Here is a 16,314-nt window from a genome sequence, read left to right as displayed (position 1 = left end):
GGTCAGAGCGCGTCGAGGCCGCGCTCGCCGGTGCGGACCCGGACGACCTCCTCGACGGCGGTCACCCAGACCTTCCCGTCGCCGATCTTGCCGGTCCGGGCGGCGCCGACGACGGCGTCCACGATCTTGTCGACGTCCATCTCGTCGGTGAGCACCTCCACCCGGATCTTGGGCAGGAACTCGACCGTGTACTCGGCACCCCGGTAGACCTCGGTGTGCCCCTTCTGCCGCCCGTACCCCTGGACCTCGCTGACGGTCAGGCCGGCCACGCCGAGGGCGTGCAGGGCCTCCTTCACCGCGTCCAGCTGGTACGGCTTGATGACCGCGGTCACCAGCTTCATGTCCAACCCCTCCATCCCAGGAACGTTAACCGGCGACCTTCTCGTCGACCGGCGCGGCGGGTGCGGCCGGCTCGGTCGACTCCGCGGGCGCGGGTGCCGTCGGCGGCTTGGCGCCGGTCAGCCCGGCCATGGCGAACGCGCTGCCCCCGCCGCTGCCGGCGGCCGGCGACAGGTCGTAGCCGCTCTCGGCGTGCTCGGCGATGTCGATCCCGCCGACCTCGTCCTCGGCGCGCAGGCGGAAGCCGATCGTCTTCTCGATCGCGAAGGCCAGCACCCAGGCCACCGCGAAGGACCAGGCGGTGACGATCAGGCCGGCCAGGGCCTGCCGGCCGAGCTGGGTGACCCCGCCACCGTAGAAGAGCCCGTCGGAGGCGCCGATCACGTCGCCGATCGCGCCGTTGACGGAGTTGGTGGCGAAGAGGCCGAGCCAGAGCGAGCCGATCCAGCCGCCGACGAAGTGCACGCCGACCACGTCGAGCGAGTCGTCGTAGCCGAGCCTGTACTTGAGGCTGATCGCCAGCGCGCAGACCGCGCCGGCCACCAGGCCGAGCAGCACCGCCGCCCAGGGCGCGATGAAGCCGCAGGCCGGGGTGATGGCGACCAGGCCGGCGACGGCGCCGGACGAGGCGCCGACCAGGGTCGGCTTCCTGTCCTTGATCCATTCGACGACGATCCAGCCGAGCACCGCGGCGGCCGTGGCGAGCTGCGTGTTGACGAAGGCCAGGCCGGCGACCGAGTCGACGGTGAGTTCGGAACCGGCGTTGAAGCCGAACCAGCCGAACCAGAGCAGCCCGGCGCCGAGCGCGACGAGCGGGATGTTGTGCGGCTTCATGCCCTCCCGGGGCCAACCGAGCCGCTTGCCCAGCACCAGCGCCAGGGCCAGGGCCGCCGCGCCGGCGTTGATGTGCACCGCGGTGCCGCCGGCGAAGTCGAGCGCGTGCAGGTCGCCGCCGATGATGCCGCCGCCCCACACCCAGTGCGCGACCGGGAAGTAGACCAGCGTCGCCCAGCCGAACGCGAACAGCAGCCAGCCGGCGAACTTCGCCCGGTCGGAGACCGCGCCGCTGATCAGCGCGACGGTGATCACGGCGAACATCATCTGGAAGGCCATGAACACGTAGAGCGGGACGCCGATGCCGCTCGGGTTGTCGGCCGTGGCACCCCAGAGGTCGGTCTCGGCGAGGAAGGTCTTGGTGCCGAGGTAGGCGCCCGGGTCGCCCCAGAGCCCGTTGACATCGCTGCCGAAGGCGATGCTGAAACCGTAGAACCACCACAAAACGGAGATGAGCCCGATCGCGGAGAAGCTCATCATCATCATGTTCAGTACACCCTTGGCCCGGTTCAGGCCGCCGTAGAACAGCGCCAGTCCGGGCGTCATGAGCAGCACGAGCGCCGTCGACACCAGCAACCAGACGGTGTTGCCGGAATCGATCGTGGGTGCCTCAGGCACGCTGGCCTCCTAAAGGTGAAGTTCCCTCCTTCACGGCTTCCGGGGCAGCGTCGCCCGTACGCCGGATGCGCGGAAGCCTGCTCGCTCCCTGTTTCCCCCAGCGTCACCCGTCGATTTCCATGCTGTGACGGGTTGTTTCGGACGTGTGAAGCAATCCTCACCGGCCGGCGGCACGAACCGCTCAGCTCAGCGCAGCGCGTACTCCAGGGCGTTGCGCTCGTAGTCGAGCAGCCGCAGGTCGCGCATCGGCCGGCGCAGGTGCCCCTTGTGCACGATCCGGACGAAGGCTGGTTCACCGGCGGCGGCCATCCGGCGGATGCCCTCCACGTGGTCCACGATCCGCTTGCGGATGGTCCGGATCAGCCGGTGCCGGTCGCGGGGGATCAGCCCGTACGCGTCGGCGAAGAGGCGCAGCCGGCGCGGGCGGTCGGGCTGCTTCCAGCCGAGCGTGATCGAGTCCCGGTCGGAGAAGATCGGCACCCAGGTCCAGGCCGCGTACGCCACGTCGTAGATCCGGGCGCCGGGCGAGGCGAGGTCGAAGTCGATCAGCCCGAGGGTGCCGTCGGGCCGCCAGATCACGTTGTGCGGGGCGGCGTCGTGGTGGCAGATCACCTCGGTGTCCGGCGGCGGCGGGCCGAACGAGCGCCACACCGCCCCGGGCGGCGGCACGAAGCCGTACTGGGCGTCGTGGAACATCCGCAGCATGGTGGCGACGGTCACCAGCGCCTCGTCGGTGACCCAGTGCGGGGCCAGCGGATATTCCCCGCACTCCCCCTCCAGGTACGACAGGACCTCCCGGTTGCGCTCGTCCATGCCGAGCGCGCGGGGGGCGCCGGTGAAGCCCACGTATTCCAGGTGGCGCAGCAGGGCGTGCACGGAGGGCGTCCACGGCCCGGCGTTGCGCCGGACGGTGTCGCCCACCCGGACGACAGTGCTGACGTTCCCGCCGTGCAGCGGGATCTCCTGCGAAGTCACGTACGGTCTCCCGAGGCGCGGCGACGGGTGGCTGGGGTCGCGCCACCCGGCGTAGGCGCGATCGTCGGTCGTCACTGCGAGGTTACGCGTCCCGGGCGAGCGGCTCGGTACCGAGCAGCGCGTCGACGAACTGGGCGGGGTCGAACGGGGCCAGGTCGTCCTTGCCCTCGCCGAGCCCCACCAGCTTGACCGGGATGCCCAGCTTGCGCTGCACGGCGATGACGATGCCGCCCTTGGCGGTGCCGTCGAGCTTGCTGAGCACGACGCCGGTCACGTTGACCACCTCGGTGAAGACCCGGGCCTGCTCCAGCCCGTTCTGCCCGGTGGTGGCGTCGAGGATCAGCAGCGTCTCGTCGATCGGGCCGTGCTTCTCCACCACCCGCTTGACCTTGCCCAGCTCGTCCATCAGGCCGATCTTGTTCTGGAGCCGGCCGGCGGTGTCGATCAGCACGGTGTCGACGCCGGTGTCGATGCCCCGCTTGACGGCGTCGAACGCCACGCTGGCCGGGTCGGCCGCCTCGGGCCCACGGACGGTCTCCGCGCCGACGCGCCCGCCCCAGGTCTCCAACTGGTCCGCGGCGGCGGCCCGGAAGGTGTCGGCGGCGCCGAGCAGCACGGTGCGCCCATCGGCGACGAGCACCCGGGCGATCTTTCCGCAGGTGGTGGTCTTGCCCGCGCCGTTGACGCCGACGACCAGCACCACCGCCGGCACGCCCTCCTTCGGCGCGGTCCGCAGCGACCGGTCCAGGGTCGGGTCGAGCGCGTTGACCAGCTCGGCGGCGAGCAGGGCGCGCAGCTCGCCCGCGGAGCGGGTGCCGAGGACCCGGGTCCGCTCGCGCAGCCGGTCGACGATCTCCCGGGTGGCGTCGATGCCGACGTCGGCGGTGATCAGGCTGTCCTCGATCTCCTCCCAGGCGTCCTCGTCGAGGTGGTCGCGGCTGAGCAGGCCGAGCAGGCCCTTGCCGAAGGCGTTCTGCGAGCGGGACAGCCGCGAGCGCAGCCGGACCAGCCGCCCGGCGGTCGGCTCGGGGACCTCCAGCACCGGGGCCGGGGCCTCCACGACCGGCGGCTCCACCAGGATCCCGGTGGACAGTTCGGCCTCCGGCGCCTCCACCGGCGGGCCGGCGAGATCCTCCTCGGCCCGGGTCTCGACCTCCGTCTCGGGCAGCGGCGGCTCCGGTCGCCGGCGCAGCCGCGGCACGACCAGCCCGATGCCGCCAAGGATCAGCACGCCGAGCAGGGCGAGCGCGATGAGGAGGTATTCGGTCATGCCGGAATCCTGTCAGATGCCGGCGAAGCTGTCCCAGCCACCGCTCCCGGCCGCGTGCGGAAAGCCGGCGGTAGGCTCGGTCACAGCCAGCAGTGGTGCGACCGCCGGCCGGGTAGTAAGGATGAAGTCCGCTCATCTGGAGGTCGACCATGCCCGCGGCACACCTGCTCATCGGCCCGCTGCTTCGCAGAGTGGTGGACACGCGGGCCACCATCTGGGTCGAGACCAGCGCGCCCGCGGTGGTCACCGTCCGGACCGCCGACGGCGCCGGCGGCACCGCGCCCACCTTCTCGGCGTACGAGCACCACTACGCGCTCGTCGTGGTGGAGGGGCTCACCCCCGACAGCGCCACCACCTACGAGGTGCTGATCGACGACGAGGTCGCCTGGCCGGTGCCGAAGAGCAACTTCCCGCCCAGCGTGATCCGTACCCGGGCGGCCGACGACCTCGACCAGCCGGTCCGGTTGGTCTTCGGTTCCTGCCGGGAGACCACCCAGCACGCCACCACCCGGCGGCTGCCCCCGGACGCGCTCGACGCGTACGCCCGGCGGCTCATGGCCGACCCGGACGCGACCGAGGTGCCCGACCTGCTGGTGCTCCTCGGCGACCAGGTCTACGCGGACGTGACGTCGCCCACCGTCCGGCGGCTGCTGAAGCGGCGCCGCCGGCGGCCCAAGGGCGCGCCGAGCGACCAGGTGGTCAGCTTCGACGAGTACACGAAGCTCTACCTGGAGTCCTGGCGGGATCCGGAGATCCGCTGGCTGTTCTCCACCGTGCCGAGCGTCATGATCTTCGACGACCACGAGGTCATCGACGACTGGAACACCTCCGCCTCCTGGCGCTCCGACATGCGCGAGCAGCCGTGGTGGGCGGAGCGGATCACCAGCGGCCTCGCCTCGTACTGGGTCTACCAGCACCTGGGCAACCTCTCCCCCGACGAGATCGCCGCCGACCCGGTCTACGCCAAGGTCGTCGCGGCGGAGGACGCCACCGGCGTGCTGCGCGAGTTCGGGCAGCGGGTCGACACCGAGGCCGACCTCGCCCACGACACCGAGCGGTGGCGCGCGGTGCAGTACCAGTGGAGCTACGCGCTGGACCTGGGCCGGACCCGGCTGGTCATGCTCGACAACCGGTGCAGCCGGGTGCTGGAGCCGGGCCAGCGGGCGATGCTGCCCCCGGGCGAGTGGTCGTGGTTCCTCGACCGGGCCCACGGCGTCTACGACCACCTGGTGGTCGGCGCGTCCCTGCCCTGGCTGCTGCCGCCGGGCATCCACCACGTGGAGGCGTGGAACGAGAAGCTGGCCGACTCCCGGCGGCGCTGGGTGGCCCGGCTGGCCGAGAACCTGCGCCGGGGGCTGGACCTGGAGCACTGGGCCGCGTTCCGCCGCTCGTTCGAGGCGCTCGGCGCACTCTTCGCCCGCCTCGGCAGCGGCACCCCCGGCACCCCCGGCGAGCGCGTCGGGGCCGGCCCCGCGTACGCGCCACCGGCGTCGATCAGCGTGCTCTCCGGCGACGTGCATCACTCGTACGTGGCGCGGGCCTGGTTCGACGACCGGAGCGTGGTCACCCCGGTGCACCAGCTCACCTGCTCGCCCATCCACAACCAGGTCCCGGCCGGGATGCGCCCGCTGATGAAGCTCGGCTGGTCGTCCGGGCCGTCCGGGGCCACCCGGGCGCTGGCCCGCACCGCCGGGGTGCGCCGCCCACCGTTGCGGTGGAAGCGGCTCGCCGGGCCGTACTTCGGCAACGCCGTCGCCACGCTGGTGCACGCCGGCCGGACGGCCGAGGTGACCATCGAGGGCACCACCAGCGAGGGCCACCTGCGCGAGGTGATGCGCCAGCGCCTCACCTCCGGCGGGTGAGCGGGCGGCCTGGCGCCTCGATAAGCGGTCGCGGACTGTCGGGGGTGCCCGCCAGGATGACCGGCATGACCTGGCGAGCACCGGAGATCACCCGGACCCCCGAGCCCTACGTCGGCGACGAGCGCACCATGCTGGAGGGCTGGCTGGATTACCACCGGCAGACCCTGCTGCTCAAGTGCGCCGGGCTGACCGCCGAGCAACTACGCACGCCGAGCGTCGAGCCCTCCGGGCTCACCCTGCTCGGCCTGGTCCGGCACCTGGCCGAGGTGGAGGCCTGGTGGTTCCGGGAGAACTTCGCCGGCCAGCAGGTCGACTACCCCTACTTCACGCCCGACAACCCGGACGCCGACCACGACGTCAGCACCGCCGACGCCGAGGCCGACCTCGCCACCTTCCACCGGGAGGTCGCGCTGGCCCGCGCCGCCACCGCCGGCCGGTCGCTGGACGAGACCTTCACCGAGGTCGGCCCGAAGCGCCGCACGTTCAACCTCCGCTGGGCCTACGTGCACATGATCGAGGAGTACGCCCGGCACAACGGCCACGCCGACCTGATCCGCGAACGCATCGACGGCGTCACAGGCGAGTAGCCCGCGCCGGGGTGGACGGCTCAGCCGGTCAGTACGCCAGCGCCGCCCGCGCGTACCGCAGGTCGGCCGGGCCGCTCCAGCGCAGCGCCGACAGGCCGGCGACGCGCGCGCCCCGGATCGCCCAGTCCTCGTCGTCGAGAAAGAGGACCCGGGCCGCCGGGGTCTCCAGGGCCGCGCAGGCGGCCTGGAAGTACTCCTTCGCCGGCTTGTTCACCCCGATCCTGGACGAGTTGACCACCGCGTCGAACTCGTCCGTCAGGTCGAGCGCGGCGAGGTCGGCGTCGAGCAGGTCGGTGGCGTTCGTGCCGAGCCCGATCCGGATGCCGCCGGCCCGCGCCTCGCGGACGAAGGCGAGCACCTCCGGGTCCACCTCGCCCCGGTAGCGCTGCCACTGCTCCACGGCGGCCCGGGCGCGCTCGGGGCCGCCCACGGAGTCGGCCAGCGCGTCGGCCACGCTGCTCATCCAGTCGGCGTGGCTGACCCGCCCGGTCAGCACCGGCTGGAGCCGCCCCCACTGCATGGCGATCTCGGTGAGCACGCCCTCGGAGAGGCCGTACTCCCGCTCCACCCCGGCGGCCACCGCGGGGTCCCACCGGCGCAGTACGCCGTCGAAGTCCACCAGGAGCGCCGTCGCCCGTTCCCGACCCACTACTCGTTCTCCTCGCCGCGGTCACGCCGCTCGTCTCCGTCGGCCCGGTTGAGCCGCTGGCTGATCACCTGGGTCACCCCGTTGCGCATGGTCACGCCGTACAGGGCGTCGGCGACCTCCATCGTCCGCTTCTGGTGCGTGATGACGATGAGCTGGCTCTTCTCCCGCAACTGTGCCAGCAGCGTGATCAACCGGCCCAGGTTGACGTCGTCCAGCGCCGCCTCCACCTCGTCCATGATGTAGAACGGGCTGGGCCGGGCCCGGAAGATGGCCACCAGCATCGCCACCGCGGTCAGCGAACGCTCGCCGCCGGAGAGCAGCGACAGCCGCTTGATCTTCTTGCCCGGTGGGCGGGCCTCGACCTCGACGCCGGTGGTGAGCAGGTCGTCGGGGTCGGTGAGCACGAGCCGCCCCTCGCCGCCGGGGAAGAGCACCGTGAAGACCTGCTGGAACTCCCGGGCCGTGTCCTCGAACGCGCTGGCGAAGACCTCCAGGATCCGGTCGTCGACGTCCTTGACCACGGTGAGCAGGTCGCGGCGGGTGGCCTTGAGGTCCTCCAGCTGCTCGGAGAGGAACTTGAAGCGCTCCTCCAGCGCGGCGAACTCCTCCAGGGCCAGCGGGTTCACCTTGCCGAGCAGGGCCAGTTCCCGTTCCGCCTTGGCCGCCCGCTTCTCCTGCACCGGCCGCTCGTAGCGCACCGGCTCGGGCACCGGCAGGCCGTCGCGTTCGGCCGCCGCCACGTCGGCCTGGGTGGGCGGGACGGGCTGGGTCGGGCCGTACTCGGCGACGAGCGTCTCCACGTCCAGCCCGAAGTCCTCGGCGGCCTTCGCCTCCAGTTGCTCGATGCGCATCCGCTGCTCGGCGCGGGCCACCTCGTCGCGGTGCACCTGGCTGGTCAGCCGCTCCAGCTCCGCGCCGAGCCGCTTGGCGGCGCCGCGTACCTCCTGGAGCTCGGCCTCGCGGGCGGCGCGTTCGCGCGCCACGGCGTCGCGGTGCTCCTCGGCCGCGGCGATGGAGGTGGCCAGCCGGGTGAGGGCCTCCCGGGCCCCGCCCGCCACCGCCCGGGCGATCCCCGCGCCCCGGGTGCGCGCCGCCCGCCGGGCCGCCGCGCGTTCCCGCGCGGCCCGCTCGGCCGTGGCCTGCCGGCGCAGCGAGTCCGCGCGACCGGCGATCGAGGAGACCCGCTCCTCGGCGGTACGCACCGCGAGCCGGACCTCCATCTCGTTCTGCCGTGCCTGCGGCACCATCGCGGCGAGCTGGTCGCGTTCCTCCGTGGAAGGTTCCGCGTCGACGGGGGTCTCCTCGGCCAGCCGCAGCCGTTCCTCCAGCTCCGCCAGGGTGAGCAGGTCCCGCTCCCGGGCCGCCTCGGCGCGGGCCCGGGAGTCGCCGAGCCGGTCGGTCTCCGCCTTCGCGGAGCGGGCCGCCGCGCCCAGCTCGGCCAGCCGGCGGGCGGCGGCGTTGCGGTGGCTCTCCGCCTCCCGCTTGGCGGCGGCGGCGTGCTGCACGGTCTCCTTGGCGGCGGCCACCTCGGCGCGGGCGTCGACGAGCTGTTCGCGCAGTTCCGCGCCGGTCTGCTCGGCGGCGAGCCGGTTCGACCGCGCCTCCTCGACGGCGGCCTGCACCTCGATGAAGCTGGGCGCCTTGGCCGACCCGCCGGCCGCCGCGTACGCCCCCACCACGTCGCCGTCCGGGGTGACCGCGCGCAGCTCCGGGTTGCCGGCGACCACCTCGGCCGCCGCCGCGAGGTCGTCGACCAGCACCACGTCGCGCAGCGCCCGGTGCACCGCCGGGCGGATCTGCGGGGAGCACTCCACCAGGTCGGGCGCCCAGCGGGCGCCGTCGGGCAGCTTCGGCCGCAGCGCGTCGACCGGGGCGTCCATGCCCGGCCCGGCGGGGCTGCCGACCAGCAGGCCGGCCCGGCCGGCGTCGGAGATCTTCAGCAGCCGCATGGCCTCGACCGCCTCGTCGACGCCGCTGACCGCGACCGCGTCGGCGAGCCCGCCGAGGGCGGCGGCGAGCGCGGCCTCCTGCCCGGGGGCGACGGTGAGCAGCCCGGCCAGGCTGCCCAGCAGGCCCGGGACCTCGTCGGCGCGGGCCAGCAGCGCGCCCGCGCCGTCCTTGCGGCGCAGGCCGAGGGCGAGCGCCTCCTCCCGGGCCTTCCAGGTGGCGGCGTCCTTCTCCGCCGCGCGCTCCGCGTCGGTCAACGACCGTACGGTGGCCTGCGCCCGCTCCTGGGCGGCGACCGCATCGGCGTGCCGGGCGTCGAGGTCGGCGTTGTCCCGGTCCGCCTCGGTGGACTGCTCGGCGACCGCGTCGAGTTCGGCCTGGGCCTGGTCGGCCCGGGCGAGCGCGTCGGCGTGCGCGGTGGCGAGCCGCTCGATCTCCTCGCCGGCGCTGGTGGTGCGGGCGCGGGCGGAGTTGACCTGGCCGGTCAGGCGGGCCAGGCCCTCCCTGCGGTCGGCGATCGCCTTGGCCGCGGCGACCAGCTCGCGCTCGGCGGCGGCGAGCTGCCGTTCCAGCTCCTGGCGGTGCTCGACGGCCTCGGCCAGCCTGATCTGGTCGTCGGTGAGCGCGCCGCGCAGCTCCTCCTCCTGCTCGCGGATCCGCTCGGCCTCGGCCTCCAGCTGGTCGGGGTCGCGACCGGGGCGCTCGTCGTCGGGCGTGGCGCTGAGGTGCCGCAGCCGCTCCCGGGCGAGCTGCTCGATGGAACGGAACCGCTCGGAGAGGGCGGAGAGCTTGTACCAGGTGTCCTGGGCGGCGGCCAGCAGCGGCGCGTCCTCGGCGAGGGCCGCCTCCAGCTCGGCCAGCCGCGCCTGCACCTCGGTGTGCTCGGCCTCGACCTGCTCGCGCCGCTCACGCACCGCCGTCTCGTCGGCGATCTCCCGGTCCAGGGTGGCCCGCAGGGTGGCCAGGTCGTCGGCGAGCAGCCGCAGCCGGGCGTCGCGCAGGTTGGCCTGGATGGCGGCGGCGCGGCGGGCCACCTCCGCCTGCCGGCCCAGCGGCTTGAGCTGGCGGCGCAGCTCGGCGGTGAGGTCGGTGAGCCGGTTCAGGTTCGTCTGCATCGCGTCGAGCTTCCGCAGCGCCTTCTCCTTGCGCTTGCGGTGCTTGAGGACGCCGGCCGCCTCCTCGATGAACGAGCGCCGGTCCTCCGGCTTGGCGTGCAGCATCCCGTCGAGGCGGCCCTGGCCGACGATGATGTGCATCTCCCGGCCGATGCCGGAGTCCGACAACAGCTCCTGGATGTCGAGCAGCCGGCAGGTGTCGCCGTTGATCTCGTACTCGCTCTCGCCGGAGCGGAACATCCGACGGGTGATCGACACCTCGGTGTACTCGATCGGCAGCGCGCCGTCGGTGTTGTCGATCGTGAGGGTCACCTCGGCGCGGCCCAGCGGGGCCCGGCCGGCGGTGCCGGCGAAGATGACGTCCTCCATCTTGCCGCCGCGCAGCGCCTTGGCGCCCTGCTCGCCGAGCACCCAGGCGATGGCGTCGACGACGTTGGACTTGCCGGAGCCGTTGGGGCCGACCACGCAGGTGATCCCCGGCTCCAGCTTCAGCGTCGTCGCGGAGGCGAAGGACTTGAAGCCCTTCACCGTCAGGCTCTTGAGATGCACCTTCTCGATCCTCGTCCGGTGGCCGCCGTACCGTCGCCGGCTGCGCGGACCTGGGTGAACCCGCAGACTAACCCGGGACGGGGAACCGCCGGGCACGCGACCCGCCTGGCGACCGGCGGGTGCTCATCCGGCTGACGCGGGCCGAGGTGGCGGAAAAGAGGCGCGGACAGAGCTGCGCGCCGGCACGGAAGTGTCGGCGCGCTCTTTTTGCGTGGTGCGATTCAGTTGTGCGATCCGGAGATCAGGTCAGCGCGGGCTCGGCCAGACGGAGCAGGTCGTCCGCCTCCGCCGCAGCCGCCGCGAGCCGATCGTTCTCGGCACGCAGCCGCGTGATCTCGAACTCCAGAGACCGAACCGTGGCACGCAGTCGGGTGACCTCGTCGAGCAGGCGCCGATCGGACGCCGCACCTACGTGGCCGTACAGGGCCTTAGCCATGTTGACTCCTTGATATGCGCTGCCGGAAGGGCCGGCCAACGCGCGCCCAAATGTGTACGCGGCTGTCATCCCAGACGATTCTGGGCATGACCGGGCGCGACTGGCGACACCTACATATTGAGCCGACACCCCCTCTTTCGTCAAGTTCTCGCAGGCCGTAGATCATTCCCACGTCGACCTGACCACTTGCCGGGGGCTGCCACAAGGCGCGGACACACTCTGTCCGGACACCCTGACTCTACGCCTCGGATCCCGGGAAGTCCCCACCCTGGCGTCCGGCTTCCCCTTAACTCTTCCTTAGCCACATTGCCGCTGTTCGCGCCCGCCACGTAGCGTCACCCCGGCCCGCAAGCGACCCCTTGGAGGCACAGGCGTGTACGGCTGGACCGATCCGAACGACCCGGCCGGCGCCCCCCGGCGCCACGAGCAGCCGCTGGGCGAGGAGCCGCCGGCCTGGCTCACCGACCGTCCGGAGCCGAGGTCGGCCTACCTGTTCGGGGACGACCCGCAGCAGCCCGCCGACGAGTGGCACCGCGACCAGCCGACCGCACGCTGGCAGGCCGAACCCGTCGACGCCCGGCCCGCGCACCGGCAGCCCGCGTACGACGACGCCCCCACCGCGCGCTGGCAGGCCGCGCCCGCCGACGCCCCGACCGCTCCCGTCGACCTCGCCGCGCTGCGGGCCGCCCCGGCCGAGGCGACGCCGGCCGTCGCCGAGGGCCGCCACCGCCCGCGCCGGCGGATCCCCCGCCCGCTGCTGATCGGTGGCGCCGCCGCGGCCGCCACGCTGGTGGTGAGCCTCGGTGTGGGCGCGGTCGCGCTGACCGGCGACGGCCCGGCGACCGATCCGGCCGCCGTCGACGAACCGATCGCCGCCGCCCCGGTGCTGCCCGACACGGAGCCGACCCCCAGCGACGCGCTGGTCCCGCCCACCCCGAGCACCGCGCCGACCACCGCCAGGCCCACCCCGTCGGCCTCGAAGACCGCGAGGCCGACGCCGGCGCCGTCGCGTACCACCGCGCCCTCGCGGCGCACCGCCGAGCGGAGCACGGCGCCGGCCGGCGGCGGTACGAGGACCCCGGCCGGCAGCGCCGCGACCGGCAGCCAGGCCAGCCAGGTGGTCGCCCTGGTCAACGCCGAGCGCGCCAAGGCCGGCTGCGGCGCGGTGGGCGTCGACGACAAGCTGATGACCGCGGCCCAGCGGCACAGCCAGGACCAGGCCGACCACCGGAACATGTCGCACACGGGCAGCGACGGCAGCAACGTCGGGACCCGGCTGGACCGGGTCGGCTACTCCTGGCGCACCTACGGCGAGAACGTCGCCTGGAACCAGAAGACGCCCGCCGCCGTCATGGACGCCTGGATGAACAGCCCCGGGCACCGGGCCAACATCCTGAACTGCGCCTTCACCGAGATCGGCGTCGGCGTCGCCAACAGCAACGGGCCGTACTGGACGCAGGTCTTCGCCGCGCCACGCTGAACGCGAGTCGTGGCCGGGTCCGCGCTCGTTTGACCGGGTGAGGTACGCCGACACGGCGTACCCGCTCCGGGCGGTGTGCCGCCGCCCCGCGACCCGGGAGCTGCCGATGCGGATCCGGCCGCGTACGCGCGCCGTGGGGCGGGCCCTGCCGGCCTGTGTCGCGCTCGCGCTGCTGAGCGTGGTCGCCGCCTGCCGGGTGGGCCTCACCGCGCCGGGGGCCCCGACCACCTGGCCGGCCCCGTCGGCGGGCCGGTGGCAGTGGCAGTGGCAGCTCAGCGGCGTGCTGGACCCGACCGTCGACGCCGACGTCTTCCTGCTCGACCCCGTCGCCACCACCGCCGCGCAGACCGCCGAGCTGCGCTCCCGCGACCGCCGGCTGGTCTGCCAGGTGCACGTCGGCTCGGTCCTGCCAAGCGACCCGGACGCGGACCGCTTCCCGGCCACCGTACGGGGTGCCGCGTCCCGCCGGCCGCAGAGCCGCTGGCTCGACGTACGGCAGTGGGACGCGCTACGCCCGGTGCTGGCCGACCGGTTCCGGCTCTGCCGGGGCAAGGGCTTCGGGGCCGTCGCGCTGGCCGACGCCGACGGGTACGCGAACCGGTCCGGCTTCCCGCTCGGCTTCGACGACCAACTGCTGTTCAACCGCCGGTTGGCCGGGCTGGCCCGCTCACTGAGCCTCTCCCCCGGCCTGATCAACGACCTGGGGCAGGTGGCCGCGCTGGCCCCGGACTTCGACTTCGCCGTCAACGAGGAGTGCGTACGGCGCGACCAGTGCGCCCGGCTGCTGCCGTTCGTCGAGGCGGGCAAACCGGTGTTCCACGTGGAGTACGCCGGCTCGACGACGGAGTTCTGCGTCACCACGGTCGGCTACGGTCTCTCCTCGATCCGCAAGGAACGCGAGCTCGACGCGTGGCGGATCCCCTGCCCGGCGCCCTGAGCGGCGGCGGGGTCAACCCCGAAGCGCCGCCCGGGGGCGGGGCTGACAGCGCGGGCAGCTGTACGACGAGCGGTTCATGAACGCCTCGCGCCGCACGGGCGCGCCGCAGCGGGGGCACGGCAGCCCCTCCCGCCCGTAGACGTTCAGCGCCCGGTCGAAGTAGCCGCTCTCCCCGTTGACGTTGACGTAGAGGGCGTCGAAGCTCGTGCCGCCGGACTTGATCGCCTCGGCGAGGACGTCCCGGACGTGGCCCAGCAGCCGCAGCGCGGCCGGGCCGGTCAGCGCGTCGGTGGGGCGGGCGCCGTGCAGCCTCGCCCGCCACAGCGCCTCGTCGGCGTAGATGTTGCCGACGCCGGAGATCAGCGTCTGGTCCAGCAGCGCCCGCTTGACCTCCGTACGCCGCCGGCGCAGCGCGGCGGCGAACGCCGCGTCGGAGAACTGCGGGTCCATCGGGTCCCGGGCGATGTGTGCGATCTCCGCCGGCAGCTCCGCGCCCCCGGCCGAGACCGACAGGCCACCGAAGGTGCGCTGGTCGACGAAGCGCAGCTCGGGACCGTCGTCGGTGAACCGGAACCGGACCCTCAGGTGCGTCTCGTCGGGCGCCTCGGCCGGCTGCACCAGCAGCTGGCCGGACATGCCCAGGTGCCCGATCACGGCGTCGCCGCTGTCCAGCGGCAGCCACAGGTACTTGCCGCGGCGGCGCACGTCCAGCACCGTCCGGCCGGCCAGCACGTCGGCGAAGTGCCCGCCGCCGGGGGTGTGCCGGCGTACCGCGCGGGGGTGGCGCACCTCGACGGAGGAGATCCGCCGGCCGGTGACCCAGCGGGCCAGCCCCTGCCGGACCGTCTCGACCTCCGGCAGCTCAGGCACGACCCAGGCCCGCCTCGGCAGCCTGCGTCGTCCCGTCCCCGGCCACCGGGTCGACCGCCCCCGCCGGCTCCCGCTCCGCCTGCTCGTTCAGCGTCCGCCAGGCCGCCTCGGCGGCCCGCTGCTCGGCCTCCTTCTTGCTGCGCCCGTCGGCCCCGCCGTAGCGGTTGCCGGCGACCACCACCCAGGCGGTGAACGTCTTGAGGTGGTCCGGGCCGGTGCCCTCGATGCGGTACTCGGGCACGCCGAGCCCGAGCGCGGCCGTCAGCTCCTGGAGGCTGGTCTTCCAGTCCAGGGCCGCGCCCCGGCCGGCCGACTCAGCCATCAGCGGATCGAACAGCCGGTGGATCACGATGGCCGCGGTGTCCAGCCCGTACTGGAGGTAGATCGCGCCGAGCAGCGCCTCCAGGGTGTCGGCGAGGATGCTCGCCTTGTCCCGGCCGCCGGTGGTCTCCTCCCCCTTGCCGAGCAGCAGGTAGGCGCCGAGCCCGTCCGGGCCGAGGCCCCGGGCCACGTCGGCGAGGGCGCGCATGTTGACCACGCTGGCCCGCAGCTTGGCCAGCTGCCCCTCGGGCAGGTCGGGGTGGTTGTGGAACAGCGCGGTGGTGATCACCACGCCGAGCACCGAGTCGCCCAGGAACTCCAGCCGCTCGTTGGTGGGCAGGCCGCCGTTCTCGTACGCGTACGAGCGGTGGGTCAGGGCGCGCTGGAGCAGCTCCGGATCCAGGCTGACGCCGAACGCGGCTTCCAGGTGACCGACGGACGCCCGCCGCCGCTTGTCGTTGCTCATGATGTGGGTACCTCGGTGTCGGTGGTGCGGTCGGTGCGTTCCTCGCGGTCGCCCGCCTCGGCGCCGTCGAGCAGCGCGCGTACCTGGTCGGTGGCGCGACGCCGCCAGAGATGCGCGGCCAGCCCGATGCCGGCGGCGACGTCCTCGGCCCGGGCGGCGCCGTGACAGACGACCACCGTCCCGGCGACCCCGAGCAGGGCCGCCGCGCGGGGGGCGCCGCCGCCCGTCGGGGGCCCGCCGGCCATCGCGTACGCGCCCTCGATCGCCTTGAGCAGCACGTTACCGGTGAACCCGTCGGTGACCACCACATCGGCGCGCGCGCCGAGGGAGACGTCGTACCCCTCGACGAGGCCGACGTAGCGCCCGTCGCAGGGCAACGACGTGGCGGCGAGGACGGGATCGGCGAGGCGGCGGGCGCGGTCGCCCTTGCCCGCCTCGGTGCCCACCGACAGCAGCCCCACCCGGGGCGCGGCGACGGCGTGCGCGACCGCCGCGTAGGCGGTGCCGAGCGCGGCGTGGCGGGCCAGGGTGGCCGGGCGCGGCTCCAGCGAACCGCCCACGTCCAGCAGGACCACCGGGCCGGCCACGGCCGGCAGGGTCGCGATCAGCGCCGGACGACGCACGTCCGGCCAGCGGCCGAGGCCGAGCGCCACGGCGGTGACGGTGGCGCCGGTGGAACCGGCGGAGACGAGCGCGTCGGCGACGCCGTCGCGGACGGCGTGCACCGCGGCGCGGACCGTGCTGTCGGCGCGGGCGGCCACGGGATGGTCGGCCATGCCGACGACGGTGCGGACCGGCCGTACCGTGACCCGGGCGCGCTGCGCCGGGTCGAGGGCACGGATCACCTCGCCGGCGGTCTCGGCCGGGCCGACGAGCAGCAGGTGCAGGTCCGGGTCGGCGCGCACGGCCCGCAGAGCGCCGTCAACCACGACGGCGGGAGCGTCGTCCCCGCCGAGGAGGTCAACGGCGATCCGCGCGGTGCCCGACTCCATCGGAACGCCGGCCGGAACGGACCGGCCGGCGTCGGAGGGAGCCGGGACACCGGGCGAGTGCCAGGGT

At 74.0% G+C, this 16,314-nt stretch carries 14 protein-coding genes; 4 read left to right on the top strand and 10 right to left on the bottom strand.

Annotation, left to right across the window (positions count from 1 at the left end; translation table 11 throughout):
- Positions 1-2: 2 nt before the first annotated feature.
- The 4 genes from AC5L34_RS11230 to ftsY form a co-directional block, all read right to left on the bottom strand.
- The gene (locus tag AC5L34_RS11230) at positions 3-341 is read right to left on the bottom strand and encodes a P-II family nitrogen regulator (RefSeq protein ID WP_172896701.1); all 339 of its coding nucleotides are present in this window, start codon (positions 339-341) and stop codon (positions 3-5) included.
- 25 nt (positions 342-366) lie between these two features.
- Complete coding sequence (locus tag AC5L34_RS11225; RefSeq protein WP_494824768.1) at positions 367-1,791, bottom strand: ammonium transporter; 1,425 nt, start codon at positions 1,789-1,791, stop codon at positions 367-369.
- A gap of 186 nt (positions 1,792-1,977) precedes the next feature.
- Positions 1,978-2,841 carry an aminoglycoside phosphotransferase family protein gene (locus tag AC5L34_RS11220; protein WP_357662355.1) on the bottom strand — a complete coding sequence of 288 codons (864 nt, stop codon included), beginning with the start codon at positions 2,839-2,841 and terminating at the stop codon, positions 1,978-1,980.
- A gap of 7 nt (positions 2,842-2,848) precedes the next feature.
- Complete coding sequence (gene ftsY / locus AC5L34_RS11215; RefSeq protein ID WP_357719704.1) at positions 2,849-4,036, bottom strand: signal recognition particle-docking protein FtsY; 1,188 nt, start codon at positions 4,034-4,036, stop codon at positions 2,849-2,851.
- A gap of 149 nt (positions 4,037-4,185) precedes the next feature.
- Here ftsY and AC5L34_RS11210 point away from each other — a divergent pair, with 149 nt between their 5' ends.
- Together AC5L34_RS11210 and AC5L34_RS11205 are read left to right on the top strand one after the other, a co-directional pair.
- Positions 4,186-5,898 (top strand): alkaline phosphatase D family protein, encoded by a 1,713-nt coding sequence (locus AC5L34_RS11210; RefSeq protein WP_441175372.1) that lies wholly within the window; start codon positions 4,186-4,188, stop codon positions 5,896-5,898.
- A 65-nt stretch (positions 5,899-5,963) separates the two neighbouring features.
- Positions 5,964-6,485 carry a DinB family protein gene (locus AC5L34_RS11205; protein ID WP_089003632.1) on the top strand — a complete coding sequence of 174 codons (522 nt, stop codon included), beginning with the start codon at positions 5,964-5,966 and terminating at the stop codon, positions 6,483-6,485.
- A 28-nt stretch (positions 6,486-6,513) separates the two neighbouring features.
- Here the strand turns inward: AC5L34_RS11205 and AC5L34_RS11200 are convergent, their stop codons facing one another.
- The 3 genes from AC5L34_RS11200 to AC5L34_RS11190 all read right to left on the bottom strand — a co-directional run bounded on the left by AC5L34_RS11200 (position 6,514) and on the right by AC5L34_RS11190 (position 11,181).
- Complete coding sequence (locus AC5L34_RS11200; RefSeq protein WP_363621318.1) at positions 6,514-7,134, bottom strand: HAD-IA family hydrolase; 621 nt, start codon at positions 7,132-7,134, stop codon at positions 6,514-6,516.
- Positions 7,134-10,745 carry a chromosome segregation protein SMC gene (gene smc, locus AC5L34_RS11195; RefSeq protein WP_494824765.1) on the bottom strand — a complete coding sequence of 1,204 codons (3,612 nt, stop codon included), beginning with the start codon at positions 10,743-10,745 and terminating at the stop codon, positions 7,134-7,136. The genes AC5L34_RS11200 and smc overlap by 1 nt, the downstream gene beginning before the upstream one ends.
- A 241-nt stretch (positions 10,746-10,986) precedes the next feature.
- On the bottom strand, positions 10,987-11,181 hold the full coding sequence (locus AC5L34_RS11190; protein WP_101414566.1) for a hypothetical protein: 195 nt from the start codon (positions 11,179-11,181) through the stop codon (positions 10,987-10,989).
- A 373-nt stretch (positions 11,182-11,554) separates the two neighbouring features.
- On the opposite strand from AC5L34_RS11190, the gene AC5L34_RS11185 reads away from it, so the two are divergent.
- Both AC5L34_RS11185 and AC5L34_RS11180 read left to right on the top strand, forming a co-directional pair.
- The gene (locus AC5L34_RS11185; RefSeq protein ID WP_494824763.1) at positions 11,555-12,661 is read left to right on the top strand and encodes a CAP domain-containing protein; all 1,107 of its coding nucleotides are present in this window, start codon (positions 11,555-11,557) and stop codon (positions 12,659-12,661) included.
- A gap of 37 nt (positions 12,662-12,698) precedes the next feature.
- Positions 12,699-13,598 carry an endo alpha-1,4 polygalactosaminidase gene (locus AC5L34_RS11180; RefSeq protein ID WP_494824761.1) on the top strand — a complete coding sequence of 300 codons (900 nt, stop codon included), beginning with the start codon at positions 12,699-12,701 and terminating at the stop codon, positions 13,596-13,598.
- Positions 13,599-13,610: 12 nt separating this feature from the next.
- On the opposite strand, the gene mutM is transcribed toward AC5L34_RS11180, so the two are convergent.
- Genes mutM through AC5L34_RS11165 form a run of 3 tightly spaced genes read right to left on the bottom strand, consistent with a single transcriptional unit; the run spans position 13,611 to position 16,247 of the window.
- A complete protein-coding gene (mutM, locus tag AC5L34_RS11175) occupies positions 13,611-14,468 on the bottom strand; it encodes a bifunctional DNA-formamidopyrimidine glycosylase/DNA-(apurinic or apyrimidinic site) lyase (RefSeq protein WP_089001568.1) in 858 nt (285 codons plus the stop codon).
- On the bottom strand, positions 14,461-15,255 hold the full coding sequence (gene rnc / locus AC5L34_RS11170; RefSeq protein WP_441175376.1) for a ribonuclease III: 795 nt from the start codon (positions 15,253-15,255) through the stop codon (positions 14,461-14,463). The genes mutM and rnc overlap by 8 nt, the downstream gene beginning before the upstream one ends.
- Positions 15,252-16,247, bottom strand: a complete 996-nt coding sequence (locus AC5L34_RS11165; protein WP_441175377.1) for a phosphate acyltransferase PlsX — start codon at positions 16,245-16,247, stop codon at positions 15,252-15,254. The genes rnc and AC5L34_RS11165 overlap by 4 nt, the downstream gene beginning before the upstream one ends.
- Positions 16,248-16,314 lie beyond the last annotated feature (67 nt).

It is taken from the genome of Micromonospora sp. ZG13 (assembly GCF_059359355.1).
Note: the sequence above shows the minus strand (reverse complement) of the source record. Positions and strands in the feature narration are given on the sequence as shown.

Coding starts and splice junctions, on each gene's coding strand:
- AC5L34_RS11210 (WP_441175372.1), top strand. CDS start 4,186: ATGCCCGCGGCACACCTGCTCATCGGCCCGCTGCTTCGCAGAGTGGTG.
- ftsY (WP_357719704.1), bottom strand. CDS start 4,036: ATGACCGAATACCTCCTCATCGCGCTCGCCCTGCTCGGCGTGCTGATC.
- AC5L34_RS11165 (WP_441175377.1), bottom strand. CDS start 16,247: ATGGAGTCGGGCACCGCGCGGATCGCCGTTGACCTCCTCGGCGGGGAC.
- AC5L34_RS11205 (WP_089003632.1), top strand. CDS start 5,964: ATGACCTGGCGAGCACCGGAGATCACCCGGACCCCCGAGCCCTACGTC.
- AC5L34_RS11190 (WP_101414566.1), bottom strand. CDS start 11,181: ATGGCTAAGGCCCTGTACGGCCACGTAGGTGCGGCGTCCGATCGGCGC.
- AC5L34_RS11230 (WP_172896701.1), bottom strand. CDS start 341: ATGAAGCTGGTGACCGCGGTCATCAAGCCGTACCAGCTGGACGCGGTG.
- rnc (WP_441175376.1), bottom strand. CDS start 15,255: ATGAGCAACGACAAGCGGCGGCGGGCGTCCGTCGGTCACCTGGAAGCC.